The 25,297-nt window shown below is 43.5% G+C and carries 22 protein-coding genes; 4 read left to right on the forward strand and 18 right to left on the reverse strand.

Features of this window, described 5'->3' with window-relative positions:
• Positions 1 to 15: 15 nt before the first annotated feature.
• A complete protein-coding gene (betI, locus tag G4D73_RS02270; protein WP_005106923.1) occupies positions 16 to 594 on the reverse strand; it encodes a transcriptional regulator BetI in 579 nt (192 codons plus the stop codon).
• A gap of 269 nt (positions 595 to 863) precedes the next feature.
• Here betI and G4D73_RS02275 point away from each other — a divergent pair, with 269 nt between their 5' ends.
• Together G4D73_RS02275 and G4D73_RS02280 are read left to right on the forward strand one after the other, a co-directional pair.
• Complete coding sequence (locus G4D73_RS02275; protein ID WP_213687284.1) at positions 864 to 2,900, forward strand: choline transporter; 2,037 nt, start codon at positions 864 to 866, stop codon at positions 2,898 to 2,900.
• A gap of 28 nt (positions 2,901 to 2,928) precedes the next feature.
• A complete protein-coding gene (locus G4D73_RS02280; RefSeq protein ID WP_213687285.1) occupies positions 2,929 to 3,537 on the forward strand; it encodes a MarC family protein in 609 nt (202 codons plus the stop codon).
• A gap of 67 nt (positions 3,538 to 3,604) precedes the next feature.
• Here G4D73_RS02280 and G4D73_RS02285 read toward each other — a convergent pair whose 3' ends face one another.
• The gene (locus tag G4D73_RS02285; RefSeq protein ID WP_213687286.1) at positions 3,605 to 5,812 is read right to left on the reverse strand and encodes a TonB-dependent receptor family protein; all 2,208 of its coding nucleotides are present in this window, start codon (positions 5,810 to 5,812) and stop codon (positions 3,605 to 3,607) included.
• Between the two features lie 501 nt (positions 5,813 to 6,313).
• Positions 6,314 to 7,231: a LysR family transcriptional regulator gene (locus tag G4D73_RS02290; protein ID WP_004646984.1), complete on the reverse strand. Its 918-nt coding sequence runs from the start codon at positions 7,229 to 7,231 to the stop codon at positions 6,314 to 6,316.
• Positions 7,232 to 7,560: 329 nt separating this feature from the next.
• Here G4D73_RS02290 and G4D73_RS02295 point away from each other — a divergent pair, with 329 nt between their 5' ends.
• Positions 7,561 to 7,728, forward strand: a complete 168-nt coding sequence (locus G4D73_RS02295; protein ID WP_004280333.1) for a hypothetical protein — start codon at positions 7,561 to 7,563, stop codon at positions 7,726 to 7,728.
• A gap of 158 nt (positions 7,729 to 7,886) precedes the next feature.
• Here G4D73_RS02295 and G4D73_RS02300 read toward each other — a convergent pair whose 3' ends face one another.
• From G4D73_RS02300 to G4D73_RS02310, 3 genes are all read right to left on the reverse strand, one after another.
• Entirely contained in the window at positions 7,887 to 8,084 is a 198-nt protein-coding gene (locus G4D73_RS02300) for a hypothetical protein (protein WP_213687287.1), read from the reverse strand.
• A 254-nt stretch (positions 8,085 to 8,338) separates the two neighbouring features.
• Positions 8,339 to 10,069, reverse strand: coding sequence for a bifunctional protein-serine/threonine kinase/phosphatase (locus G4D73_RS02305; RefSeq protein ID WP_213687288.1), 1,731 nt, complete (start codon positions 10,067 to 10,069; stop codon positions 8,339 to 8,341).
• Between the two features lie 66 nt (positions 10,070 to 10,135).
• Complete coding sequence (locus tag G4D73_RS02310; protein ID WP_004646987.1) at positions 10,136 to 10,945, reverse strand: formate/nitrite transporter family protein; 810 nt, start codon at positions 10,943 to 10,945, stop codon at positions 10,136 to 10,138.
• 286 nt (positions 10,946 to 11,231) lie between these two features.
• Between G4D73_RS02310 and cynS the strand changes: the two genes are divergently transcribed.
• On the forward strand, positions 11,232 to 11,681 hold the full coding sequence (gene cynS, locus G4D73_RS02315) for a cyanase (RefSeq protein WP_004646988.1): 450 nt from the start codon (positions 11,232 to 11,234) through the stop codon (positions 11,679 to 11,681).
• Between the two features lie 294 nt (positions 11,682 to 11,975).
• Here cynS and G4D73_RS02320 read toward each other — a convergent pair whose 3' ends face one another.
• The 12 genes from G4D73_RS02320 to nirD form a co-directional block, all read right to left on the reverse strand.
• Positions 11,976 to 13,325, reverse strand: a complete 1,350-nt coding sequence (locus G4D73_RS02320) for an MFS transporter (protein WP_114541247.1) — start codon at positions 13,323 to 13,325, stop codon at positions 11,976 to 11,978.
• A 329-nt stretch (positions 13,326 to 13,654) separates the two neighbouring features.
• On the reverse strand, positions 13,655 to 14,296 hold the full coding sequence (locus G4D73_RS02325) for an ATP-binding cassette domain-containing protein (RefSeq protein WP_071851174.1): 642 nt from the start codon (positions 14,294 to 14,296) through the stop codon (positions 13,655 to 13,657).
• 1 nt (position 14,297) lies between these two features.
• The gene (modB, locus tag G4D73_RS02330) at positions 14,298 to 14,981 is read right to left on the reverse strand and encodes a molybdate ABC transporter permease subunit (protein ID WP_213687289.1); all 684 of its coding nucleotides are present in this window, start codon (positions 14,979 to 14,981) and stop codon (positions 14,298 to 14,300) included.
• A 6-nt stretch (positions 14,982 to 14,987) separates the two neighbouring features.
• Complete coding sequence (gene modA / locus G4D73_RS02335) at positions 14,988 to 15,752, reverse strand: molybdate ABC transporter substrate-binding protein (RefSeq protein ID WP_213687290.1); 765 nt, start codon at positions 15,750 to 15,752, stop codon at positions 14,988 to 14,990.
• Between the two features lie 47 nt (positions 15,753 to 15,799).
• On the reverse strand, positions 15,800 to 17,041 hold the full coding sequence (locus G4D73_RS02340) for a molybdopterin molybdotransferase MoeA (protein ID WP_005096931.1): 1,242 nt from the start codon (positions 17,039 to 17,041) through the stop codon (positions 15,800 to 15,802).
• Positions 17,038 to 17,961, reverse strand: coding sequence for a bifunctional molybdenum cofactor biosynthesis protein MoaC/MoaB (moaCB, locus tag G4D73_RS02345; protein WP_213687291.1), 924 nt, complete (start codon positions 17,959 to 17,961; stop codon positions 17,038 to 17,040). Before moaCB ends, G4D73_RS02340 begins: the two co-directional genes overlap by 4 nt.
• Positions 17,962 to 18,031: 70 nt before the next feature.
• Positions 18,032 to 18,574: a molybdenum cofactor biosynthesis protein MoaE gene (locus G4D73_RS02350; RefSeq protein WP_004646997.1), complete on the reverse strand. Its 543-nt coding sequence runs from the start codon at positions 18,572 to 18,574 to the stop codon at positions 18,032 to 18,034.
• 1 nt (position 18,575) lies between these two features.
• A complete protein-coding gene (locus G4D73_RS02355) occupies positions 18,576 to 18,842 on the reverse strand; it encodes a MoaD/ThiS family protein (protein WP_004280351.1) in 267 nt (88 codons plus the stop codon).
• 2 nt (positions 18,843 to 18,844) lie between these two features.
• Positions 18,845 to 19,870, reverse strand: coding sequence for a GTP 3',8-cyclase MoaA (moaA, locus tag G4D73_RS02360; protein ID WP_213687292.1), 1,026 nt, complete (start codon positions 19,868 to 19,870; stop codon positions 18,845 to 18,847).
• A gap of 230 nt (positions 19,871 to 20,100) precedes the next feature.
• Positions 20,101 to 20,727, reverse strand: coding sequence for a molybdenum cofactor guanylyltransferase (gene mobA / locus G4D73_RS02365; RefSeq protein ID WP_180086994.1), 627 nt, complete (start codon positions 20,725 to 20,727; stop codon positions 20,101 to 20,103).
• Positions 20,724 to 23,501, reverse strand: a complete 2,778-nt coding sequence (locus G4D73_RS02370; RefSeq protein WP_213687293.1) for a nitrate reductase — start codon at positions 23,499 to 23,501, stop codon at positions 20,724 to 20,726. Before G4D73_RS02370 ends, mobA begins: the two co-directional genes overlap by 4 nt.
• 182 nt (positions 23,502 to 23,683) lie before the next feature.
• Positions 23,684 to 25,294, reverse strand: a complete 1,611-nt coding sequence (gene nirD, locus G4D73_RS02375; RefSeq protein ID WP_213687294.1) for a nitrite reductase small subunit NirD — start codon at positions 25,292 to 25,294, stop codon at positions 23,684 to 23,686.
• Positions 25,295 to 25,297 lie beyond the last annotated feature (3 nt).

Raw genomic sequence — 25,297 nt, forward strand, 5'->3', positions numbered from 1 at the left:
TTCCTCGCAGGTGGGTTATTTGAGTTGTTGCCGGATATATTCACTACACAGTTCAATCGGCAGTTCCGGGTCAATTTCGCCATTTACCAAAGCACCTCTTAGCCAGAATCCGTCAATCAATGCTGCCAGACCTTGAGCGGATTTCTCTGCCTGGTCTTTACTCAACTTTTTCATGAATTCATATTTGAGATTGGAATGTAAACGGTAATGATTGATTTGCTGTAAACGGTGTAATTCAGGTTGGTGCAAACTGCTAGCCCAGAACGCCAACCAGACTTTCATGGCTGCTTTGTCCGTTTGTGGAGCAGCAAAATTACCGCGTACGATCGCCAGCAGGCGCTGCTCCGGTAAGTCATCAACCTGTATCTTTATCTGTGCAACAGATTTACCCAATTGCTGCAATAAGTAACGCATTGTGGCTTCAATCAGCCCATTTTTACCTTGAAAATAATGACTTATGATACCAGTTGAAACACCTGCTCTCTGAGCAATCTGACTAATTGACGCTTCTGCAAAACCTAGCTCATTCACTGCAGCTAAGGTGGCATCGATCAGTTGCTGACGACGGATCGGTTGCATACCAACTTTTGGCATAGGACTAACCTGAATAACGGATATAACAATAGAAAGCCACTCTGCTAAAAAATTAGCAGAATGAGGTAACAATTCATAAACGCTTTTTTAATTGAACGTTCAATTAATAAAAATTATAGTGCCAGCTCACCCTTGATGTACAGCGCAGTTTGTTTTGGATTTGCAAAAGTTTGTAATTCACGAAAACAAGGAAGCTTTACCGCAGGCTTTTGCTTTTAAATCACACTGCACTGTAGATCATCCGGCAACAAAACGATGGTCATGGATTTATGCAAAAGAAAAATGAAGAGATGCGAGATGGTCTGAATAAAGTAGTTTTTTATTTTTCGGCGACACTTATTCTGCTGTTTTCTATCATCACCATTTTATTTAATGAACAAGCCAATCAAGTCATTATCAATATCTTAAACTGGGTTAGTCGTACCTTTAGCTGGTATTACCTGCTGGCGGCCACGCTGTATCTGGTTTTTATCATCTTTATCGCCTGCTCACGTTATGGCGAGATTAAATTAGGCCCCAAACATTCCAAGCCAGAATTTAGCCTGCTGAGTTGGTCGGCGATGCTATTTTCTGCCGGAATCGGGATTGACCTGATGTTTTTCTCGGTGGCGGAACCACTTTCCCATTATATGAATCCGCCTATAGGCGAAGGTGAAACCTTTGAAGCTGCGCGCCAGTCCATGGTGTGGACCCTGTTTCACTACGGTTTAACCGGCTGGAGTATGTACGCGCTGATTGGGGTCGCCCTAGGTTATTTCAGTTACCGCTACAATTTACCGCTCACCATCCGATCAGCACTCTATCCTATTTTTGGAAAAAGAATTAATGGCCCGATCGGCCATACGGTGGATACGGCTGCAGTACTTGGCACAATTTTCGGTATTGCTACGACCTGCGGGATTGGCGTTGTGCAATTAAATTATGGCCTGCATGTGCTGTTTGATTTACCGGAAAATATCTGGATTCAAACCGCACTCATCGCCGTTGCCGTGATTATTACTATTATTTCAGTCACTGCCGGTGTCAATAAAGGCATCCGGATCCTGTCTGAAATTAATATCTATGTATCAATTGGGCTGCTGCTATTCATTCTGTTTGTAGGCAATACCGAGTTTTTATTAGCCGCCTTGATTCAGAATTTTGGTGACTATATCAGCCAGTTCCCGAAGCTTTCTTTAACCAGTTTTCCTTTTGAACAACCGAAAGAGTGGATGAATAGCTGGACCCTGTTCTTCTGGGCATGGTGGATCGCCTGGTCACCTTTTGTCGGTCTGTTCCTGGCCCGTATTTCCCGTGGTCGTACCATTCGTGAATTTGTCACCGGGACTTTGGTTATTCCTCTGTTATTTACCCTGACCTGGTTGTCTATTTTCGGTAACAGTGCTTTATACAGCGTGATTTTTGATGGTAGTACTCAACTTGCTACGACAGTTTTAGAAAATCCGGCACATGGTTTTTATGATCTGCTGGCGCAGTATCCAGGCTTTACCTTTACTGCAGGTGTCGCCACTATTACCGGCTTGCTGTTCTATGTGACCTCAGCGGACTCGGGGGCATTGGTATTGGGAAATTTCACGACCAAATTCACTAATATTGAACATGATTCACCGCGCTGGCTGAGTGTGTTCTGGGCCATTGCCATCGGTTTGCTGACTTTGGCAATGCTCATGGCGAATGGCGTAACAGCATTACAGAACACCACGATTATTATGGGCCTGCCTTTTAGTTTCGTGATTTTCTTTGTGATGGCCGGACTGTATAAGTCCTTGCGTCTGGAGGATTTTCGGCAGGCCAGTACCAGTCTGAATGCTGCGCCTGTGGTCGGTAATGTGGATATCCTGAACTGGAAGAAGCGTCTGAGCCGGGTCATGCTGCATCCAAGCCTGTCCCAGACCCGGACCATGCTGGATAATGTTTGCAAACCAGCCATTGAGGCCGTTGCAACCGAGTTAATTGACAAAGGCATTCAAGTAAATATTCAGGAAAAATCGCTTGAGGAAGAACCTGAACTGTATCACCTGGATCTGACCATTCAGCTCGATGAAGAAGAAAACTTTGTTTATGAAATATGGCCAGTACGCTATGACACGCCAAATTTCAGTTCACGTGGTAAACGAACCAAACGTTATTATTATCGTCTGGAAAGTTATCTGTTTGAAGGCTCTCAGGGCAACGATCTGGTCGGTTATAGCAAGGAACAGGTGATCAATGACATCCTGGATAAATATGAACGCCATATGATGTATTTGCATATTAACCGGATCAGCCCAGGTAAACGTCCGCTGTTCCCGGATCGTGAAATCTAGGATTACTCAACTACGGAAGGACTAAATAATGTCAGAAAGTTTGAATGCCTTTGCCCTGTTTTTTTCATTACTCAATCCATTTTTGATGAGTATTTACATGCTCGGAATTATCCGTAATTCCGACGCAAAAATATTCAACATGGCATTGATTCAGGGCAGCCTGATCAGCTTTATTGTGTTCATCATTTTTGCAAAAACCGGTGAAGCCTTCTTTAATGAATTCTTGCATGTACGGTTTGAGTCCTTCCAGATTTTTGGCGGTATTATTTTTCTGGTAATTGGCTATCGTTATGTCTTTGAGGGTGCTGATACGATTGGTGTGATGCGCGGCGCGCCCAGTCATCTGGCGGGCACGATTGCCATGCCGTTTATGATCGGTCCGGGCACCATTTCGGCATCTGTGATCACAGGTATACAGCTCAGTTTAATGCAAACCATTCTGGTGATTTTCTTTACCCTGTTTCTAACCTGTAGCTTGCTGATCCTGATGAAATATCTGCATGATCATTTACAGCATAAATATTCCAACTACATTGACCTGTATGTCGATATTGTCGGTCGTGTTGCTGCGCTTCTGATTGGTACCATTGCCATCGATATGATTGTGACAGGTGTTACCGGAATTTTAGAAACCTGATCAATCATTTTATTGAGTAAATAAAAAGAGCGGGAAATATCCCGCTCTTTTTTTAATTTTTAAATAATTAAAATTTAAATGACACACCGGCATAAGTAGAGAAACCTTCACCAGGCGAAGAACGAGCTTCATCTTTCCCACCGTCGTTAAGGCCTGGAATCACGACCGCAGCATATTTCTCATCCGTGATATTTTTAAAGTTGATCCAGGTTTTCCATGATTGATGTTCTGGTGCATAACCTACGTCAATGCCCCAGATCTGATAGTCGTCACTGAATTGGCTATTAGCATAATCATGCGCCATTTTAGATGCATATTCGGTATTCAGACCAATATAGAGGCCATTATTTAAAGCATAACTCAGTTGAGCCTGATACAGATGTTTAGGGATTCCTGGCAACTGGTTCTTGCCAAACAATGGATCATTTTTATACTGGAAATCGCTAAGGGTATAAGCCTGTTGCAGACGCAGTTCACCATATCGGGATTCATGCAATGGTGTATCCAGACTTAGCTCCACCCCTTGATGAATCGTTGGCGTGGCATTTGCTTCTACACTAATTCTTTCCTCTGAAGTAGTAGAATCAGAATCATTCCCGTAATTTTTAATCATTTCAGAAGACAATAGCTCCTTTTTAATCTTGGAATAATAGTAGCTCAGTGCCCAGTCTCCAAAGCCCGATTGTCCACGCCCCCCCAGTTCAAAACTATTGGCGGTTTGCGTATCCAAATAGATTGGCGCACGTACTCGATTTGATGCAGCTCCACTGTCTTTAGAATAGTAATAAGGTGAAGACCAAGCCATTGCCCAAGGATGTGCCGGTTCAATGCTCCGGCTTAAATTGGCAAACCATTGCACAGAGTCATTTGGCTGATAGGTCAATCCAAGTCTTGGTGCAAAATTCCATTCATAACGACTGACTTTAGGATCTACATCAGGACCTAAATTTGGGTCGGGAATAATATTTGCATAAGTCACTTCACTTTCCCGATGGGTATACACAGCTGCCAATCCCAGATCTAATTTGAACTGATCATTTAATGTAGTTTCCTGATTAAATTGCAGCACGTTGTCTGAACCACGATAGGTATAACGGCGGGTAACTGTGTCTGCCGGATACGTTTGATTACCAATTTCTGTATTAAATCTTAAAGTTTCAGTAACCCCACTGTCCGGACGATGAGTCGTGCTGCGCAAGGCAATACGCCCCTGATGCTCCAGACCTAGAAACTGGTAAGGTTTTTCATACTGGAAGCGCGCTGTAATATCTTCATAATCGACATTGGTACGATAACTGCTTTCACGTAAATCCAGCGGATAATGATGATAAGCCAGACTGCCAGTCAGTTTTGCATCATCCTGTAAATTCCAGGTCGTAGTATTGGCCAACCAGGTACTGCCTGGCTGAATCCGTTTGGCATCTACCGCTAAATTAAAGCTATTCGCTGCTTCAGGATCATTTTTGAGCTGTTCTTGCGTAATACGACCTGGAGTTAAATGCTTGCTCTCACGGTAACGGGCATAAAAACGGGTTTCGATATCCGGACTGATCTGATAGCCCAAATTAAAAGCCAGACCCTTACCATCGCCTTCAGCATGATCCTGAATTCCATCAAACTGGGTACTCGTCAGCGCCAGATAATAATCCATCTGATCCAGCTTTCGGCCGGTACTAAACTGATATTTTTGATAACCATGGCTGCCCATTTCATATTTGAGTTCAGAGCCATCCTGATCTGCGCCGGTCTTGGTTCTATAGTTGATTGTTCCACCTAAGGCCAGTCCGCCTTGCTTAAAGCCATTGGCTCCGCGATAAACCCCGACATGATCAATCCACCAGGGTTCTAGCAGTTCATACGCTGTACCGCCCGGCCCGGTAAATGGAATATCGTCAATCAGGACGTGCGTACCGGATGCGTGTGCACCTGAAGTCCGGTTGATTCCTGAGCCACGGATCGATATTTTTGCACCTTCATTCCCTGCAGACTGGGCATAAATTCCTGGCTGTAAACGGAACACATCGGCTGTGGTTGCAAGTCGCTGCTGTTCTAATTGCTGCTCACCAATGAAATTCGTTCCTCCTGAAACCTGAGCCAGCTCTTTCTGATATTGCTGCTGCGGATTGGCATTTTGCTCAGCGCTGATCACAATAGTATTCAGCTGTTGAACATTGTCCGGTTCTACGGCAGTTTCAGCATAAAGATGACCTGAGACAATCGACAGAATCATGAGGCTCAGCGGGCTTTTCTTGAGAGGAATTTTTGTCATGTGCATGGCGATTTTATACAGTCCTGTATAAGTGATTCCGTTTTATGAGAGGAAATCAGTTTAAAAATTATGCTGTAGCATAGATCAACATTGTTATTTTCAGGAGTTATTTTCTGCCAAAAAATTGACTGATCAGCGTATGTTTTTTCATTTTATTTAATCTTTTTATTAAAAATCAACTTGCAAGATCAAAACCACATCCTCACAAGTTCCAAGAACTTAATTTTTAAGTAACTGATATTTAATAATATTTAATTTAATTCTGCACAGATGTATTTCCACCTGGCAAAATGTGATAAGTAGAAAAATTTATAATCGACCAAACCAGTTCTTTAATTTCGAAAGTTGGCCGAAGTTGTATATTTTCTGATTTAAAGTAGACAAGATTAACCTCATCACCTTATAGAAAAATTGAAATCCTTGAGAGAAAAACAATCAATTTTTAAAAATCCTGACGATGCAGGATTTTTAAAAATAACGGACTAAATATATTTAACTATTCGCAAATTAGCTGTAATAGACCTGTCTTTTCTTGGAAAACCGATCCAGCTGTTTCAAAAAGCCTTCAAAATAATCTTTCTGTTTTTCTTCTGTGCGATAGCCGGCGTATAAAGTTCGACGTAAGCCTTCAGGCGCCACACAGTCGAGGCGGCGTGAAGTGACCCAGCCTTTCTGCTCATATTCATTTACCACCCAATCAGGTAATGCACCAATCCCGCGACCACTTGCCACCAGCTGAATCAGCATTTGGGTCAAGTCGGTGGTACGAATGGCTTTTGGTAGAATATTAGCGGGAATAAACAAACGCGACATGATGTCCAACCGGTGTTTATCCACCGGATAAGTCACCAGCGTTTCTTCAGCAAGTTCCTGAACAGTAATCTCTTTCGCACGTACTAATGGATGGGTATTGGATAAAACCAAGCGTGATTCGTATTCAAATATTGGAAAATATTCAATGCCTTTAAGCGCAATCGGATCAGCCGTAATCAGCAGATCAAACTCTCCAGTTTGCAATAATTCATGCGGATTCGACTCAAAACCTGAGGCAAAGTCCAGGTCTACATCCGGATATTGCATCCGGTATTGATTGAGTAGCGGCATCAACCAGTCAAAACAGCTATGACATTCAGAGGAAAAAACAATTCGTCCGGTCTGACCATGCACAATTCGGCTGATATCACTCTGTGCAATTTGAACTTGCGGTAATATTTCATCTGCCAGTTTTAGCAACCGCTCCCCAACATTTGAAAAGCTCACAGGGCGACTACGCCGATTGACCACTTCAATGCCGAACCATTGGTCGAGTTCACGTAGCTGATGTGACAAGGCCGATGGGGTTAAACATAAATCACTTGCTGCTGCAACCAGAGAACCATGCTCCCGCAGAGCAGTTAAAGTTCTTAAATGGCGAAGTTCTATCATGAAAAATACCGGAAATTTAAAAGACGGATGACACTTAATCTGTCTTAAGCATAACCCATTTTTCTTATTTTATTTAGTTTTTCTCATTTCAAAACCAGAATAATGAGATATATTCAACTATTAGGTTTATAGGTTTAAATTACTATTCCCTTAATTTCATTAATTTAATTTTCTTGGTTAACTTAACCATCATTAAAATAACCCATAAAATATTGATTAAACTTACAGCAGCAACAAGATAGAAAACTAACTCCGGTATAAAAGTCACAGAATAATTTTGCTGCACTCATACAATAAAAATTAGAAAGTATTTTAGAGGATGAAAGACTATGTCGAATCCAATCGATCGAAATGATGAAGAACTCACTGAAGAACAACTTGATCCTCAAGAAAAACAGGATCGTGAGATCCAGCGAGGTCAATTAGGCCTTCATGATCCACAGAGACAACGTGATCAGCTGCGTCAGGAAAGACAGGATGAGGAACAAATTCAGTAATTTTCCCTGAGATGCAAAATAAAAAACTCCCCATTCTTAAAATAGATGGGGAGTTTTTTTTCAGTATTAAAAAGTTAGGGACTAGTTTTTCGCATCACCACATCTTATACATCTGATCTAATCTGAACAGCTCACCTTCTTGGATGAGTGCTATTTTACTATTTCGTTTCTGTAGAGGCTTTTGCTTGTAGGGACTGCGCTTGTATTTCTGCCGTTTTTTTCTTGGCCTGAATTTGTGCCGCTATTTCCTGATTTTTCTCAGCAAAACGCAAGCCACCATCTCCGGCGAGACTTGTTTGGCTCATCACCATGCTGCTGCCCAAGATTAAAATCAGCTTAAAAAATTGATTTTTCATGTCTCATCTGCCTTTTTATTCTAATGGTATTAAAAATAAGCAATTATTATTCCAATGTTTTTATGCTTATTTAGTTTTTTGACTGCACTTTCTATTTTATAGGGATAATCTTCGAAAATACAAAGTCAATCATCGTAAAAATATAAAAATCTGCAATAAGAATAAATAGATATTTTGACTACATCTCAGCTTAAATCACTATTGATTTTTTATTTAAATCAAAAAAATCGTTCAACAGCTTATTTGGATTATTTTCATTGGCTAAAATATAGTGCAAATACCCAGAGCAATAACAAAAACAGAATCGCTGTGCAGGATTTCCAGAAAGTGACTGGATGCTTTTCAAGCATAGGACGTGAAACTGATTTTTTAAATTTGAGATCTGGGTGTTTCAGATCATATATAAAGGCTGAAAGTGCTTCATAGCGCTGCTCCGGGCGAATGGAAAGCGCTTTTTTAAAGATGGCGTCCAAGCCATGCGGCAGATCCGGTCGATACTCATAGAGTGGATGATATCGAACCTGTTTTAAGTCCTTTTCGGTCTTACAGCGCGCAAGGTCTGTCCCATAAGGTAATTGTCGGGTCAATAAATAATAACTCATCACCGCCAGCGAGAACTGATCTGATTTTACTGATGGGGAGCATCCAATAAAATATTCAGGTGCCATAAAGGCCAAGGTTCCCAAAGGAACATCTGCATGTTTGGGATTCAGTTCAACCAGACCTCTGACCGCAGTCGATCCATAATCAATCAGTTTCACTTTCAAGGTATCGGCTGGTTCGAGCAGCATGACATTTTCTGGTCGTACATCCTGGTGCAGCATTTCAAGACGGTGCATGGCATTCAATGCTTTGGCCACCTGCTCAATGATCGGAAGCAACTGCTGTAAAGTTAAAGCAGTTTTATGACGGTGCAGCCATCGGTTTAGGCTTTCCCCTTGTAAATATTCATAACTTTGAAATAAAAACTTCTTGCTGCCCTTATGTGGATAGCATTGCAGCAGATTTTCATGTTTTAAGCGTTTCGATACCCAGTCTTCCAGCTGAAATTGTTCTACGGCTTTGAGATCATCCTGCACATCGACAGACAAGCTTTTAATGACCAACTGATTTTGTGTCGCTTCATCATGCGCCAAATAGAGGCTGCTGCGATGATTTTGGTGCAGGATTTTATCAATCCGATAACCTTCAAACAGATCACCATGACTTAGCTGTTGTGGAAATAAAACATGACTTTTAATCTGGAAGTATTTTTCCTCTGGTAGTTGATCCACTTTAATGATTTGAATGGTGAGATTGTCATCACTGCCCCGTTTAAAGGCTAGCTCGACTATAGACTTGGCAATGATATCCAGATGTTGTTGCTGTTGCAGCATCTCCGATATGAGCTGCATATCAATAAACTCATAGACTCCATCTGTCATCAAGATAAAGAAATCATCTTCACATAATTCAAGCTGCTGATAATCGACGTCGATACGATGGTCGGCACCCAGTGCACGACTTAAATAATGTTCTGTTGATGACAGGCAAATACGGTGATCAGCCGTCAACTGTTCAATGACTTGTGCCTGAATGCGATAAATCCGGCTGTCGCCAGCATGAAAGATATGTGCCCTATTTTGTTTCAAAATCAGTGCACTAAAGGTGCAGACATAACCCTGATCTTTATCAAAACGCCCGCGGCTCTGCTGGGTTTGTGCATAGAGCCAGGAGTTGGTCGCACGAATGACCCGTGCCGCTGAAGTTTGGGTACTCCATGCATCTGAAGTCGAATAATAATCCGATAGAAAACTGCTGACAGCAGTTTCTGCTGCAATATGACTGACATTGCTGCTGCTGATTCCGTCTGCAATTGCACAGGCAATGCCCTTACTGCTAAGCGCATGGCCTTCCGGAATATAGACCCCATGAAAGTCCTGATTCTGTGCTTTGATTCCAGCGGAAGAATATTGCCCAATGCTGATCTTTAATTTTTTATTCATTTTAAATACTCAAAAAGGGATCGAATTGATCCCTTTAATCTCAAGGCATAAATCATCATGCTCAGATTAGAATTCTTTTTTATCGCCAGTACGTACATGCGTGGTATAGAGCGCCAGACCTGTCAGTGCCAGACCACCCACCAGATTCCCCAGTGCCACCGGTAATTCATTCCACAAGAAATAGTCTGTAATCGAGAAATCACCGCCCATCATCATGGCAAATGGGAAGAGGAACATATTTACTACTGAATGCTCAAAGCCCATGGCGAAAAACAGCATGATTGGCATCCACATCGCGATGAATTTGCCACTGACCGTGGTTGACATCATGGCACCAATTACACCGAGTGATACCATCCAGTTACACAGCATGCCGCGGATAAAAATCGTCATCCAGCCAGCAAAACCATATTCGGCATAGCCCAAAGTCCGGTCTTCCCCAATATGGGCGATTTTCACCCCGACCGCATTCGGTTCAGCGGCGAAACCCATGGTATAGACTGCGGCCATCAACACTGCCACGGTTAAACATCCGGCAAAGTTACCTAAAAAAACCAGTCCCCAGTTTTTTAAAATACGTGACCACGTTACCCCAGGACGTTTGTCTAACCAGGCTAATGGAGTCAATACAAATACCCCGGTCAGCAGGTCATAGCCTAATAGATATAACATGCAGAAACCGACTGGAAATAGCAGCGCACCGATCAGTGGCACCCCTGTTTGTACCGCAATCGTCACGGCAAATACTGCTGCCAGTGCCAGAATTGCACCTGCCATAAACGCACGAATTAAAACATCACGCGTTGCCATATGAAGTTTTGCCTCACCGGCATCGACCACTTTTTTTGCAAACTCTGCAGGAGCAAGATAAGCCATATTTTTATCCCCTTTATATAAATTACTTGCCTGTTTGCAAATAAAAAACGCCTAAGGTCTATTTCAACCCTAGGCGTCTTTGCCTTGCATTATTCAAACAGATCAATTGTGTTATGGCGCCGTTGCCATATTTAATATAGATTAAAGCAAATAGCATGCCATATATTTTAAATGTATAATGAAAATCATATAAATTATTTTAAAATTTAATCCTAATAATTATATTGGCACAATCTCTGCATTATCTATAACGGTCATTTTTTAAATATAGCTATTGGAGAAGATTATGATTAGCCATCGTCAACAAGTGACAGACATGATTATTTCAGCAAAAGTTTTAAAGTCTATTACATGGGCAGATGTCGCTGAAACAATAGGCCTTTCTAAAGAATGGGTGACAGCCGCATGTTTGGGTCAGATGGCTTTTAATAAGGAACAGGCGGAAAAAATTGGTGAAATATTTGGATTGACTGATGAAGCCATTGCCTGGCTGCAAATCGTACCCTATAAAGGTTCTCTGCCAACCAGTGTGCCGACAGATCCGCTGATTTATCGCTGGTATGAGGTTGTCAGCGTTTATGGTATGACCATTAAAGAACTGATCCATGAAGAATTTGGTGATGGAATTATGAGTGCAATTGATTTCAATATGGATATTCAACGTGAGAATAATCCAAACGGAGATCGGGTGAATGTCGTATTATCCGGAAAGTTTTTACCTTATAAAACTTATTAATCCCCCACTATAAGCATAAAAGCCATTATTAAAATGGCTTTTATTTTATCTGCACTTATTAAATTTATTTAGAATGATTATTAAAAGACATATAATTTTTTTCATCTCAAATTAAACATATAAACTATAAATGCTTTTTATTTTTATTAGATGAATTCAACCGTCCTGTTCTTTTTAAATAATACTTTTCTATTCTGAATATTGGGTTCATTATTTTATTATTGAGTTAGCAAAAACAACAAAAAGGATAGCAATATCCTTTTTGTTGATTCATTTTAAATCAGGAATGTAGTGTTATTGCTGTGCTTCTGCCAGATGACGTTCAGTCACGGCCTGTTCATATAAACGCTGTTCTTTTTCTTTATGCTCGACAGAGAAGCGGATCATCAACACACAACTTGCAGCAATCACCACCAAGCCACCCAGTACCATCAGGGTGGTTTGAATATCCAGCATGCCTTTTAACAGGAAACCTGCAGCTACCGCGCCGACATTGCCACCTGCTCCAATAATACCGGCCACACCACCCAAGGCATCACGGTCGATAAAAGGCACCAGTGCATAGGTTGCACCACATGCCATATGAGTAAACAAGGCAAATATAGTCATCGCCATAATAGCCAAGGTCGCGCTATTCATTTGCGAAAACAGAATAAGAAACAGACCTTCCAGCATGATCAAGGCAAACAGAACTTTGGTTCGACCATCCAGACCTTTTTGAATCGCGACTTTATCCGAAACAATGCCACCCAAGGCACGGGCAAACAATGCCAGTAAACCAAAAATTCCGGCAGCCATGCCTGCCTCTTTTAAGCCAAACTGGAAGTTGTCGACAAAGTACAAAGCAATAATGTTATGGATAAAAATTTCAATACCAAAACAGGCTGCATAAGCGCCAAACAGAATCCACACACGGTAGTTACGTGCGGCATGCATTAAGATGGCAAGGCCGCCTTTTTTATCGCTACCGACAGAAATACCTTGAGCACGGAGTTCTTTAAAATTACCTTGTGGACAGTCTTGTGTGAATTTCCAGTACAGTACACCGACAATGATCATCAGAATACCCGGAACCAGAAGTGCAATTCTCCATCCCATTGCCTGTTCTACACCGAACATTACCAAAGCAGCCAGCATTAAAGGCATCAGGGCTTGAGTCGCACCGCCACCGGCATTCCCCCAGCCTGCTGTAGTCGCATTTGCCGTTCCCACCACATTCGGCGCAAACATGATACTGGTATGATATTGAGTGATGACAAAACTGGCACCGATGGCGCCAATCAATAAACGGAAAAACAAGAAAGATTCATAACTGTTGGCCGACGCCACACCAAACACCGGAATACTGCCAATAATCAGTAAGGCGGTATAGGTTTTACGCGGACCGTATTTATCACACAATGGCCCTACGATCAGACGCACCAGAATGGTAATGGCGACTGCGGCAATATTGATATTGGCGATCTGCTCTTTGGTCAGGCTGAATTCACCGGCAATGACGGGCATTAAAGGTGCACAGGCAAACCATGCAAAAAAACAGACAAAAAAAGCGAGCCAACTCATATGGAAGGCCCGCATCGCTGAAGTACTGAAGTTAAATAGACTTATTTTTGTTGCTTTATTGAGACTTGTATTTGAAGACATAGCCATTTCCTTACCAGAACTGAACGTATTTAAGTCACTGTGATGCCGAGGCATATCAGTAACGATCAGAACGGACGTCATTGGCCGTCATACAAATGTTGAGTCTTCTTTGACTTTAATCAGATATATGCATAGGTCATGCCAGATTATTTTTAAAATAAAATAAGATGCTGTTTTATATAAAATAATTTATATTTAAGCTCTTAAATTAGACTTTTCATTTTTAAAAATAGAGAGAAAAATAGATAGTTTCTGAGGCATTATGAGCAAAAAAGCGAGAGGATGACCTGCTCGGAGTCATTGCTGGTTTAAATCGGTGCAGTACTGGATCAAATAATTTTTCCCTTTTCAAAATGCAGCACCTGCGCCTGTAAATACGCTACTTCATCTACATGATGGGTTACATAAATCATGGGTAAGTTTGTTTGATGAATCACAATTTTCAGAAAAGGTAAAATCTGGTTTTTCAGCTTTTGATCCAGTCCATTTAAAGGCTCATCCAAAAGTAATAGGTCGGGAGAAGATAAAAGTGCACGACCGATAGAAACGCGCTGTGCCTGTCCACCAGAAAGCTGATGCGCCCGATGCCGAAGCAGAGCCTTTAATTCGAGTAGCTCCACAATGTCTTCAAACATAAATTTCTGCTGACCTTTATTTTTTATATTTAGCTGTTCTGCATATTTTAAATTCTGCATGACATTCAGATGCGGAAACAGCAAGGCTTGCTGAAAAATCAGGGCAATTTTTCTTTGATGAACAGGAATATTCAGTTTCTGCTGATGATCAAATAGTATTTTTTGCTGAAAATGAATAAAGCCTTGTGATGGTTTTAATAGCCCTGCAATATTTTTTAAAAAGGTGCTTTTCCCACTTCCTGATGCTCCGACGATACCAATCAATTGTGTCTGCATATCCAGACTGGCCTGTAGCTGGAAATTTGCGTAATTAAACTGAAAATCACACTTCAGCATCTTAAGCCTCCAATTTACGTTGATACTTCTGCATGATCCAGTAATTTGCAATCAAGGCTGAAAAAGCCAGAATCAGAGATAAAATGACCAAACGCATAGCCATACTTTCTCCATCAGGCTGTTGTAACAGGCTATAAATGGCGATGGGAATGGTACGGGTTTCTTCTGGAATATTGCCAACAAAGGTAATCGTGGCACCAAATTCTCCCAGACTGCGGCTGAAACATAAAATGCTGCCGATTAAAATTCCAGGCAAAGCCAGAGGCAGGCTAATGCTACAGAATACCCGCCATGGTGTGGCGCCCAAAGATCCTGCCACCTGTTCTAACTGCCGGTTGATCATTTGAAAAGACAAGCGAATTGGTTGAACCATTAAAGGAAATGCCACAATCATTGCTGCCAGTACCGCACCTTTCCAGTTAAATATCAGCTGAATTCCCCATTTATGTAGATATTGCCCCAGCATACCCTGATGACCAAATAGCAGGAGCAGAAGATAGCCCAGTACTACCGGCGGTAGCACCATAGGCATCTGCAATATTGCCTCTACGAGAAATTTGGCCCTGAATTCATAACGCGCCAGTAACCATGCTACGGCGATAGCAAATGGCAGACACACCGCTGTGGCAAAGCCCGCTACTTTGGCTGAAAGCGCTAAGGTACTCAGTTCTTCTGGTGTAAGCATGAACAGTTAGCCTACCTTAAGCTTAAAGCCATATTTCTGGAAAATCTGTCTGGCCTGTGCGCTCGTCTGGATAAATTCAGAAAATTGGACTGCTGCCTGATTTTTCTGGCCTTGCCGGGTTAAAGCAATCGGATACACAATCGGACGATGTGTACTGGCTGGAAACACTCCCGAAATTTTAACTTTTTTACTCATCAAGGCATCAGTTCTATATACAATGCCGACCTGACATTCGCCACGTTCTACAAATGCGAGAGTTGAACGGACGCTATCCGTCCCAACTACTCTGCCCCGAAGCGGTTTCAACCAGCCCAGCCGGGTTAAGCTTTGCTGGGCATATTTTCCAGCAGGCACCGATTCCATTTGTCCGGTACATAGATAGCCTTGAAAGGCTTTAGCAAAATTAAAGTCGGCTGACATTTTAAAATTATTTTTTTGCTGGATAGGACTAATCAATACCAGCTCATTAAACAGAACAGGTTTACTCTGCCCCACCTGGATTTTTTGTTTCTTGATCAGATCATTCATCCAGTCCAGGTCTGCAGAGAAAAATAGATCACTGCTGGCTCCCGCTGCAATTTGTTTCGCCAATACCGAAGACGCAGCAAAAACCGGAACGATCTGGATGTCCCGATGCTGTTGCTCATACAGCTTGGAAATATCAGTAATCGCATTGGTTAGGCTGGCTGCAGCATATATTCTAACTGTCTCGGCATGCAGCATGGGGCTAGTCAACAGCACGCCAGTGAGTAGAACTTTGAATAAATCCATCTTTCTCATTCTATGTGATTCGAATATTGAGAATTGCGACAGGCATTTCAAATCAGTAAACCTTGTACCACATGCCCGGCTTGGATTTCTGTTGCTGCCGGAATACGTACCAGACAATTGGCCTGCATCAGATTACTCAACATATGCGACTGCTGTTTCGCCAGGCTTTTGAGCTTTAAAGTACCCTGATCAAATTCTGCAGCCATTCTTAAAAAACGTTCACGTGCATCCGCTTTCAAATCATGTGTCATTACCGCACTAAGCCATGCAGGTGACTGCTTTTGCCCTTGTAAGGCATTCAGTAAAGTTGCCGTATAGATTTGCATCCCGACATACACAGCAGCCGGATTTCCCGGCAAACCCAAGAGATAACAGTAACCTTGATCATCTCGACGATACTTGGCAAATAACATCGGTTTTCCGGGCTTCTGCTTCACTTTCCAGAAAATCTGCTCAAAACCCTGCTCCAGGGCAACAGGACGAATGAAATCATAATCACCCACCGAAACCCCGCCTGTGGTCAATATGAAGTCGTATTGGTTTTTAAGACGATGTATTAACGTTTGCAGCTCATACTCATTATCTGAAACATGCAGAATATCTACGTTTTGACCCTGTGATTGAAACCAGGCCTGAATCAGTGGAGCATTGGCGTCAAAGATTTTTCCGGAATTCAGGTCTTCAATGCTGGAAGCGACTTCATCTCCAGTAATCACAACAGCAATTTTAGGATAACGATAGACTGAAACCTGCTTTACGCCTGCCATGCTCAAAGCTGCAATTGCACCTACATGCAGTTTTTGACCTGCATCTGCCAGACGCTGCCCTTGTGCGATTTCCTCGCCTGCATCACGTATATCCGTATGAGGCTTTAGGTCTGTTGTAATAATGATTTGATTGGCATGGCATTTGACAATTTCCTGACGGGCGACCGTTGTAGTTCCTGCTGGAATCCTGGCACCGGTAAAAATCCGGACCGCCTGACCTGGCCGCAGTTCAATTTCAGTACTTTGCCCTGCCCGAATCTCTCCAATGAGTTCAAAAGTACTGTGAGCACTAACATTTTCTGGACTGCAAAGCGCATAGCCATCTACAGCACTTTGTGAAAACAGCGGCAATGGTATGGCCGAATCAATCGCCTCTGCCAGATAGCGATTCAGAGCCCGAGCAAGCGGCAGGCTTTCAGCTACCAAGATATGCGTCTGCTCAAGTAACATCTGCAGTGCCTGATCAACAGAAATCAGTCCCGGTTCAGCACCGCAGGCTGAATGTGATAGTGCCTGATTCATTGATAGCCCCCCGCATGTGGGATATTTTTTTGCACATCAAACAAGTGCACCAAAGCCGGAAGTACCGCGATCAGAGATTCTTTCGCACCCTGACGACTTCCCGGTAGGGTCATCACCAGACTGTTCTCAATATAGCCAGCCACGCCACGACTTAATGCTGCATAAGGGGTACGTTTTTGCCCAAAACTACGTGAAGCTTCCATTAAACCGGGAATTTCCCGTTGCAGCAAAGGTTGTAGGGTTTCGACGGTCAGGTCTTTAGGACCTAAGCCAGTACCGCCCACAGTTAGAATCAGCGGATACTGATTTTTCTGCTGTTCAATCAGGGTCAAGAGCTGTTCTGGGCTATCGGGAATAACCTGATAACTAATAGAATCAAAATCGGCTTCTTTTAAAATTTCCATTACGTTTTGTCCGGCAGTGTCCGGCTTTTTGCCTGCTGCAACCGTATCGGACAGCACAATAACCGAAGCGGACAGACTCTCTTTAAGTACGCGGGTAAAATGTGATTTTCCGCCTTTTTTCTGCTGCAACCTGCATTGATCCAGCGACAAATCTTCCGGTTCACAATGCGGCTTCAGCATGTCATACAAGGTCAGACCTGCCAGACTGACCGCTGTCAAAGCTTCCATTTCCACACCAGTTGGTCCAATGGTTTCAACAGTAGCAATAATTTCGACATGTGCATCACACAGTTCATATTCCACATCGGCACGATAAATCGGTAATGGATGGCACAATGGAATCAGCTCATCGGTCCGTTTGGCACCTAGAATACCGGCAATGCGTGCTGTTTTCAGGGCATCACCTTTTTCAGTATTGCCATTACGTAGCAGCTCAATGCAATGTGGCGGTGCATGCAGGATTCCAGTGGCAATTGCTGTACGGTAACTTTCTGCTTTCATCCCTACATTTTTCATGATTCATCCCAGGCTAATTTTTAAAATCTGTTTTAAAGTGATTCATCTTATGCATCCTCATTGGACGCATTTAATTAGATGGTGATTGGCAAGCGTGTTCTGCTACATGGTGATGGTGACAATGCGCTTCTTCTGCATGATGAGAGTGATTAGTTTCAGGTCCATGATCTTTTCGAATACAACAGCCTTCCACATACTGGCTGCTACCATCCAGATAAAACTCTTCTTTCCAGACCGGAACCTCATGCTTCACCCGTTCCACAGCTTCCTCACAGGCAGCGAAGGCCTCACGACGATGGGCCGCATAAGCCATAGCAATAATGGCTGTTTCCCCAACCTCCAGCTCACCAATACGGTGCACTACCCGCACATAAGACACCTGGTATTTGATCTGGATCTGCTGTTCAATTTCACGAATCATTTTTTCAGCCACAGGCGCATAGGCGGTATATTTCAGGGCACGCACAGCTTTCCCCTGATGATGGTTACGTACTGTTCCGACAAAGATGCCGATTCCACCACATTCCGGAAAATGCTGGATACCATCAAAATCCTCCAGACTAAAAGCAGTCTGCTGGATTCGGGCAAATTGTTTTAGTGACTTGAGTTGCATCTCAGCCTCCTGCTACCGGCGATAACAGCACCAGCGTACTGTCACGATTTAAAACATTCTGTCTGGAAATAATGTCTTCACCGATTGCACAGGCACAACGTTCCAGCATGGGCTGTATATCGGGATAGAGGGATAGCAACTGGTTCAGGACTTCAGAAACATGAATTTCAGACTCGCATTGCAAATTTAAATCTGCGGGAATTTGTCGTTCAATCGCACCGAAGGCTTCTATTTTGATATGAATTAATTTTTGCTGAGTGAGTGACATATTTACCCTCCAATGCTGTGCATGCTGATTTTTCGGATCGGCTTTTGTATTGGTGATTGCTGGATCGCATGGAAGCCGGCCTCTTTATGCCAGATATAAGCGTGGAGCTTGTGCTGAAATGTCTGTGTGGCGAAATGATCCAGCGCCAGTTGTTCGATATCTGCCTTAAGGTTCAGGCCTTGTCTGGCAAATAAACAGTTATAAAATTCACCTTGGGCATTGAGGCGCAGACGGTCACAATCACTGCAAAATGAATGGGTAATGGTGGAAATAATCCCCAAAGGCTGCCCATTGACCAAATAGCCACGGGCTGGATTGGCGCCTTGTCCTTTAGATACCTGGACATCAAATTCAGTTTTCAGTTGATCCAGGATATCCTGCTCACTGATGACATCAGACGGATTCCATTTCTGATCGCCATCGAGGGGCATAAACTCAATAAAACGCAGTTCTATAGCCTGATGCTGTGCCCATTTCACCAAAGGAATAATCTGATTGTCATTGATGCCTTTGATGAGCACACTATTGATCTTGACGGTCAAACCTGCCTGCTGTGCGGCAGAAATACCTTGAAGTACAGGCTGTAACTGTTTTTGGGTCAGTTGCTGAAACTGCTTTGGATCAAGACTATCCAGACTGATATTCAGATCATCGAGTCCTGCGCGTTTAAGCGGTTGAGCATAATCTTTTAAATAATGGCCATTACTGGTCATGGAAATACGTTTCAGGCCAAAGGCTTTCAATGTCTGTAAGCGGGCAATAAAATGAACGATGCCTTGACGCATCAACGGTTCGCCACCCGTCACCCGGATCTGCTCAATCCCGTGTCGCACCATAAACTCGCAAAAAGCATACAGGGCTTCAAAACTGAGCAAATCTTTTTTATTCATCCATTCCGGATGTTCAGGCATGCAATAGCTGCATTTGAAATTACAACGGTCAGTCACCGAGATCCGCAACTTACGTTTCTGGCGTCCAAACTGATCCTGAAAGATACTGCGAGGTGCTAAAGCTGTCATGCTGTTCATTGCTGCGGTCCATGATGAGATCTGCACGGTTACTTAACAGTCTTGATTTACTGCCCTATTTCTTCACAATGAATAAGCAATAAGTGTTCCAACTTTGCACAAATTTATGTTTAATGAATATTAATGGATAATATTTGTTCTTTTTTAGTCCGAAATTTTGTTCGAAAAATAAAAAAAGCAATATTTTGGTGAGCCAGAATATGATGATTCGGCTTTTAGCATTTTAAATGCTAAAGAAAGTTAAGCTGTTGATGCTGCTGTAGCTCGTCAAATGAATTAATACTGTGGAAAAACAGGGCACGATTTTTAAAACTTGCCCGCTGCATATGCATGTCAGCAAAACAGAGTTTTAAACTGTGCTGATCATTTTCAAGGTGTTGGATAAGCGTGGGGAAGCTGCTGCGTTTCATCAGACAGAATGGAAACAATGCCTTTTCATTGATTTCAACTACCGCCACTTCAGATAAAGGATGTCGTTGCAAGGCCTGATGTAAACGTGAAATGACCTTTTTGGGGATATAGGTCACGTCACAAGGCACGAACAGCACATAATCAGATTGTACATATGACCAGGCACTCTTCATGCCCATCAATGGTCCCTGAAAACCCGGTTCATCGTCCTGATAAAAGTCGATCGAAGGAATCATCCGTTTATAAATGGAATGATCCCGATGGCTATTGACCCAAACTTTGCTTGCCCGGGACTTCAACTGCTGATGGATTTTAATCAGCTGGATTTCATCATCAAATTTGTGCAGCAATTTATTGATGCCATTCATGCGCCGCGCTAAACCGCCGGCCAGGATCACCACATCGGTTTCCGGATAAGACACCGTCTTCATCACTCTTCTTTTCATTCTATGTACTCCGTCTGGCAGGCTTTAATCAGGCCTCTAATTTCTGGCAAACATGAACCACAATTTCCTCCGGCTTTTAGACATGCAGTCACCTGTTTTTCATGCGTGATATTTTTATCTTTAATGGTTTGAATAATTCGGTTCTTGCCGACCTTAAAACAGCTACAGACTAATGGCCCTTCACTATTTCCCATCGACATGGCCTGACCTGCCAGCAATGCTTTACGATGTAATGCACTCAGACGTTCACGTCTAAACAGGCCTGCCACCCAGTCACGATCTGGCAATAATGCCGCCGGTGCGATATAAAAACTGGCAATTAACTGGCCATCCTGAAGCACCACACTATGACTGATATGCGCCGTTTGATCTTCGAGATTCAGCCATTCAAAGCTTTCATCATCAAAGGCTAACAGGCTCTTGATCTGCCCGGTGATGTCAGAAAACCTGCGCCGGTCTGCCAGTTCATACCGGATGGCCTGAGTGGTTTGAATTTTGCTCCACCACACCGTATTTTCAATTATGGTCTGGATCTGCTGCTCAAAGCCTTCCCGCACATACAGCACGCCCTGCCACTGGGTATAAAATGGCTGGATCATCACTGGAGTATGCTTAAATTCTGGTTCGCCAGAAATCGGGTCAACTACCGGATTCACCACTTTGCCAATCCGCGCATCGGACGCAAACTGGTCGTTCCAATGAATCGGTGCAAAAATCTGGCCACGTCGCATATTTTGTGAAAATTGCACACGGAGTACACAACTTCCCCAAGCGGATTTCACCTCGACCAGCTCGGCATCTTTCAAGCCATATTTCAGCGCATCGTGCGGATGCAACTCACAATAAGGCTCAGTACGATGCTGGGATAAACTGGCAGATAATCCGGTACGACTCATGGTGTGCCATTGATCGCGAATGCGTCCGGTATTCAGGATCAGCGGATATTCAGCAGAAATAGCATGTATGGGATTGGCGGCAACTGTCGGCACTAATCTGGCCTTGCCATCTGCATAACTAAACTGGCCTTGGCTAAATAGTTGACCAACCTGATGAACTTCTTGCTTATCCCAAACCGGCCACTGGATCGGTGCCAGATTATGATATTCTGCAAAACTGAGATGAGTTAAACCTTGCAGGTTGAAATAGCGGAAATTTGGCGTATCTGCGCGTTGCGAAAGTGAACCATTCTGATAGGCAGATAAACGGGCATGTTCCAGAAAAATGTCATGGCTATTGTTAAAGTCAAAACCGCGAAAACCTAAGACCTGAGCCACCCGGGAAATGGCCCACCAGTCTGCTTCGGCTTCACCCGGAGCCGGCAAAAAGGCCTTTTGCCGTGAAATACGGCGCTCCGAATTGGTGACTGTGCCATCTTTTTCGCCCCAACCTAGAGCCGGTAACAGTACATCGGCATATTGCGTGGTATCGGTGTCGAGACAAATATCGGAAACCACCACAAATTCACACTTCTCCAGAGCGCGTTTAACCTGATCTGCATCGGGTAAACTCACGATCGGATTGGTGGCCATAATCCAGATGGCCTTGATTTTTCCGCTTTCCACCGCTTGAAATAAATCTACCGCTTTTAATCCGGGCTGCCGCGCGATGACCGGGCTTTGCCAGAAATCCTGCACCAGTTGCTGATGCTGCGGGTTATCCAAATCCAGATGGCTGGCCAGCATATTGGCCAGCCCACCGACTTCCCGTCCACCCATCGCATTCGGTTGACCGGTCATGGAAAAAGGTGCCGAACCGGGTTTGCCTATTTTTCCTGTCAATAAATGACAGTTAATAATGCTATTGGCCTTGTCTACGCCTTGAGAGGATTGGTTTACGCCCATGGAAAACAGGCTCATGATTTTTTCGGTCTGGGCAAATTTCTGAAAAAATAAGGTTAATTTTTCAATAGTAATCCCAGTTCGTTGAGCCACGCTTTCAAGTGATGACTCTGTCGAGCTACTGGCAAGCGCCTGCTCCAGACCTTGAGTATGTTGTGTAACAAAATCCAGATCGGCATGACCATTTTGCTGAAGATATTGCAACAAGCCATTAAACAGCGCGACATCCTGACCGGGTAAAATGGGTAAGTGTAAGTCTGCCGCTTCACAGGTTGCGGTAAAGCGTGGATCAATCACTACCACGAATAAATCCCGCTCTTCTTTGGCTTTCATAATGCGCTGATAAAGCACCGGATGGCACCAGGCGGTATTGGATCCGACCAGAACCACCATTTCTGTCTGCTCAAAATCTGTATAGCTGGCCGGTACCAGATCTTCGCCAAAAGCCCGTTTATGCGCTGCCACAGCAGATGACATGCACAGTCTTGAATTGGTATCAATATTGGCAGTACCGAGATAGCCTTTTACAAACTTGTTCACCACATAATAGTCTTCAGTTAAAAGCTGGCCAGAGACATAAAAGGCGATGCTGTCGCGTCCATATTGATCAATACATTGCTGAAATTTATTGGCAATACTTGAAATGGCATGATCCCAAGTGCTTATTTGCCGCTGTTCTTTTCGACCAGTCATCGGATGCAGAAGTCGGGTTTTTAGACTAAGTGTATCGGCGAGATGACTGCCTTTAATACACAACTTGCCCAAGTTCGCAGGATGCTGAACATCGCCTTCAACCTGAACCTTTTCACCCATCGGGGTTTGGCTTACGTGCGCGATGACGCCACAGCCTACTCCACAATAAGGACAGGTCGTCTGAGTAGTTTTTATTTGGGATTCAGTAGAGCTATGTAGTTCCATAACCGGAATACTATTCATTGCTGCTGTGCTCCTTAATCATCCAAATTCACGTGTTTCACCAAATCGCTGATATCTAGTTTTTACAGGTTTGATTTAAATATTTTCTATATCTCAAAAGTTTTAATCCTCCCCAACCCTCCTTTAGCAAAGGAGGGAGGTTCCCCTCTTTTTCAAAGAGGGTTTGGAGGAGGTTTATCCGATTACCCTGCCTTTTTTAATGCAAAATCCCGACCAAAAAGCAGTTTGCTGCGGATATTACTAATTGGTGTCTGGTCTGCAATCAGTTCTGCATACCAAGCCCCATCTTCGGTATCGCCAAATAGCACAGCACCAATGACCTTGTCCTGTTGAATGATGATCCGTTTATAAATCTGACGCCTCTCATCATTCAGCACGATATCTTCAAAATCATCCTGAGGTTCAAAATTTCCTGCCGAGAAGACATCACATCCACTGACCTTGAGTTGGGTCGGAACAGTCGGTGCCTTAAAGGTCAGTCGGCCATGTTCAGCCAGATGTGTCGCACAGATAAAGGCCTGTCCCCATAATGGCTCAACCAGTCCAAAGGTTTGACCACGATGCTCAATACATTCCCCCACTGCATAAATACTCGGGTCATAGGTTTGCATGGTGTCATTCACCAGCACCCCACGATTGCAGCGCAGACCAGCCTGTTCAGCCAGGGTTTTATTTGGTCGAATCCCGACGGCGAAGACCACCAAATCGGCATCCAGCATTGTCCCGTCTTTTAGTCGCAGTTGAGTCACGTGACCATCAATACCGAGCAGCTCTTCGGTGTTGGCTTCAGTGATGATTCGGATGCCTTTATCTTCAATTGATTTTTTCAGCATTTGACTGGCTTTCATATCCAGTTGACGATCCATAATACGGTCCATCAGATGCAGCACAGTTACATTCATCCCCTGCTGCTTCAGTCCATAAGCTGCTTCTAGACCCAGCAACCCACCTCCAATCACGACGGCATTTTGCTTGGTTTTGCAGTAATCCAGCATGCGGTTAACATCCTGAATATCCCGGAAGCTAATCACGCCTTCAAGTTCAGCACCCGGAATAGGTGGCATGAAGGGTTTGGAACCAGTGGCGAGAATCAGACGATCATAAGCAACGACTTCGCCTTTTTGGGTGTGGACCTGTTTACGCGAACGGTCGATAGCGATGGCAGCATCCCCAGCAATGAATCGAATGCCTTTTTCAGCATACCAGTCGGCTGAATGCAGCATAATTTCGGCAAAGCTTTTCTCACCAGACAATACCGGTGACAACATGATCCGGTTGTAATTGCCCCATGGCTCTTCCCCAATCACGGTAATGTCATAACGATCTGGCGCCATATCCAGCAAGTCTTCCAGACAACGCATACCCGCCAGTCCATTCCCGATCAGTACCAGTTTTAAGCGCTCTGTGTTTTGACCATTACTGGAAATATAAGTTTTTTGTGGAGTCGGACTCACCAGAACTTTGCCATTTTCAATTCGGGTTGGAAATACCAGTAATTTCTGCTCTTGTTCTTCCAGACAACGACCGGTCACCAGACTGAAATGCTGCTTGTAAATTGGGGATGCGACTACACGTTCACCTTGCAGATCACCCAGAATGCCACGTGCCATGACATTGGCCAGACTAAACGGATCCTGATTGCTGAGTGCATAAACCCGCTGTTCCTGACCCACGCGAAAAATTGCAATCTGCTGATCTTCAATAAGGGCTGCCACACCGGTATTCGGAGTGATCTCATCCAGATTGCAGACTTCGTACCAGTTCAGTTCGTTCATGTCTTTTAAAATTGTCATTTT

It is taken from the genome of Acinetobacter sp. WY4 (assembly GCF_018438165.1).
In the GTDB taxonomy this organism is placed as follows: Bacteria; Pseudomonadota; Gammaproteobacteria; order Pseudomonadales; family Moraxellaceae; genus Acinetobacter.

Bases quoted from the DNA above. Each gene is read 5' to 3' on its own strand.
- betI (WP_005106923.1), bottom strand. From the start codon at position 594: ATGCCAAAAGTTGGTATGCAACCGATCCGTCGTCAGCAACTGATCGAT.
- G4D73_RS02275 (WP_213687284.1), top strand. From the start codon at position 864: ATGCAAAAGAAAAATGAAGAGATGCGAGATGGTCTGAATAAAGTAGTT.
- G4D73_RS02280 (WP_213687285.1), top strand. From the start codon at position 2,929: ATGTCAGAAAGTTTGAATGCCTTTGCCCTGTTTTTTTCATTACTCAAT.
- G4D73_RS02285 (WP_213687286.1), bottom strand. From the start codon at position 5,812: ATGCACATGACAAAAATTCCTCTCAAGAAAAGCCCGCTGAGCCTCATG.
- G4D73_RS02290 (WP_004646984.1), bottom strand. From the start codon at position 7,231: ATGATAGAACTTCGCCATTTAAGAACTTTAACTGCTCTGCGGGAGCAT.
- G4D73_RS02295 (WP_004280333.1), top strand. From the start codon at position 7,561: ATGTCGAATCCAATCGATCGAAATGATGAAGAACTCACTGAAGAACAA.
- G4D73_RS02300 (WP_213687287.1), bottom strand. From the start codon at position 8,084: ATGAAAAATCAATTTTTTAAGCTGATTTTAATCTTGGGCAGCAGCATG.
- G4D73_RS02305 (WP_213687288.1), bottom strand. From the start codon at position 10,069: ATGAATAAAAAATTAAAGATCAGCATTGGGCAATATTCTTCCGCTGGA.
- G4D73_RS02310 (WP_004646987.1), bottom strand. From the start codon at position 10,945: ATGGCTTATCTTGCTCCTGCAGAGTTTGCAAAAAAAGTGGTCGATGCC.
- cynS (WP_004646988.1), top strand. From the start codon at position 11,232: ATGATTAGCCATCGTCAACAAGTGACAGACATGATTATTTCAGCAAAA.
- G4D73_RS02320 (WP_114541247.1), bottom strand. From the start codon at position 13,325: ATGTCTTCAAATACAAGTCTCAATAAAGCAACAAAAATAAGTCTATTT.
- G4D73_RS02325 (WP_071851174.1), bottom strand. From the start codon at position 14,296: ATGCTGAAGTGTGATTTTCAGTTTAATTACGCAAATTTCCAGCTACAG.
- modB (WP_213687289.1), bottom strand. From the start codon at position 14,981: ATGCTTACACCAGAAGAACTGAGTACCTTAGCGCTTTCAGCCAAAGTA.
- modA (WP_213687290.1), bottom strand. From the start codon at position 15,752: ATGGATTTATTCAAAGTTCTACTCACTGGCGTGCTGTTGACTAGCCCC.
- G4D73_RS02340 (WP_005096931.1), bottom strand. From the start codon at position 17,041: ATGAATCAGGCACTATCACATTCAGCCTGCGGTGCTGAACCGGGACTG.
- moaCB (WP_213687291.1), bottom strand. From the start codon at position 17,961: ATGAAAAATGTAGGGATGAAAGCAGAAAGTTACCGTACAGCAATTGCC.
- G4D73_RS02350 (WP_004646997.1), bottom strand. From the start codon at position 18,574: ATGCAACTCAAGTCACTAAAACAATTTGCCCGAATCCAGCAGACTGCT.
- G4D73_RS02355 (WP_004280351.1), bottom strand. From the start codon at position 18,842: ATGTCACTCACTCAGCAAAAATTAATTCATATCAAAATAGAAGCCTTC.
- moaA (WP_213687292.1), bottom strand. From the start codon at position 19,870: ATGAACAGCATGACAGCTTTAGCACCTCGCAGTATCTTTCAGGATCAG.
- mobA (WP_180086994.1), bottom strand. From the start codon at position 20,727: ATGAAAAGAAGAGTGATGAAGACGGTGTCTTATCCGGAAACCGATGTG.
- G4D73_RS02370 (WP_213687293.1), bottom strand. From the start codon at position 23,501: ATGAATAGTATTCCGGTTATGGAACTACATAGCTCTACTGAATCCCAA.
- nirD (WP_213687294.1), bottom strand. From the start codon at position 25,294: ATGACAATTTTAAAAGACATGAACGAACTGAACTGGTACGAAGTCTGC.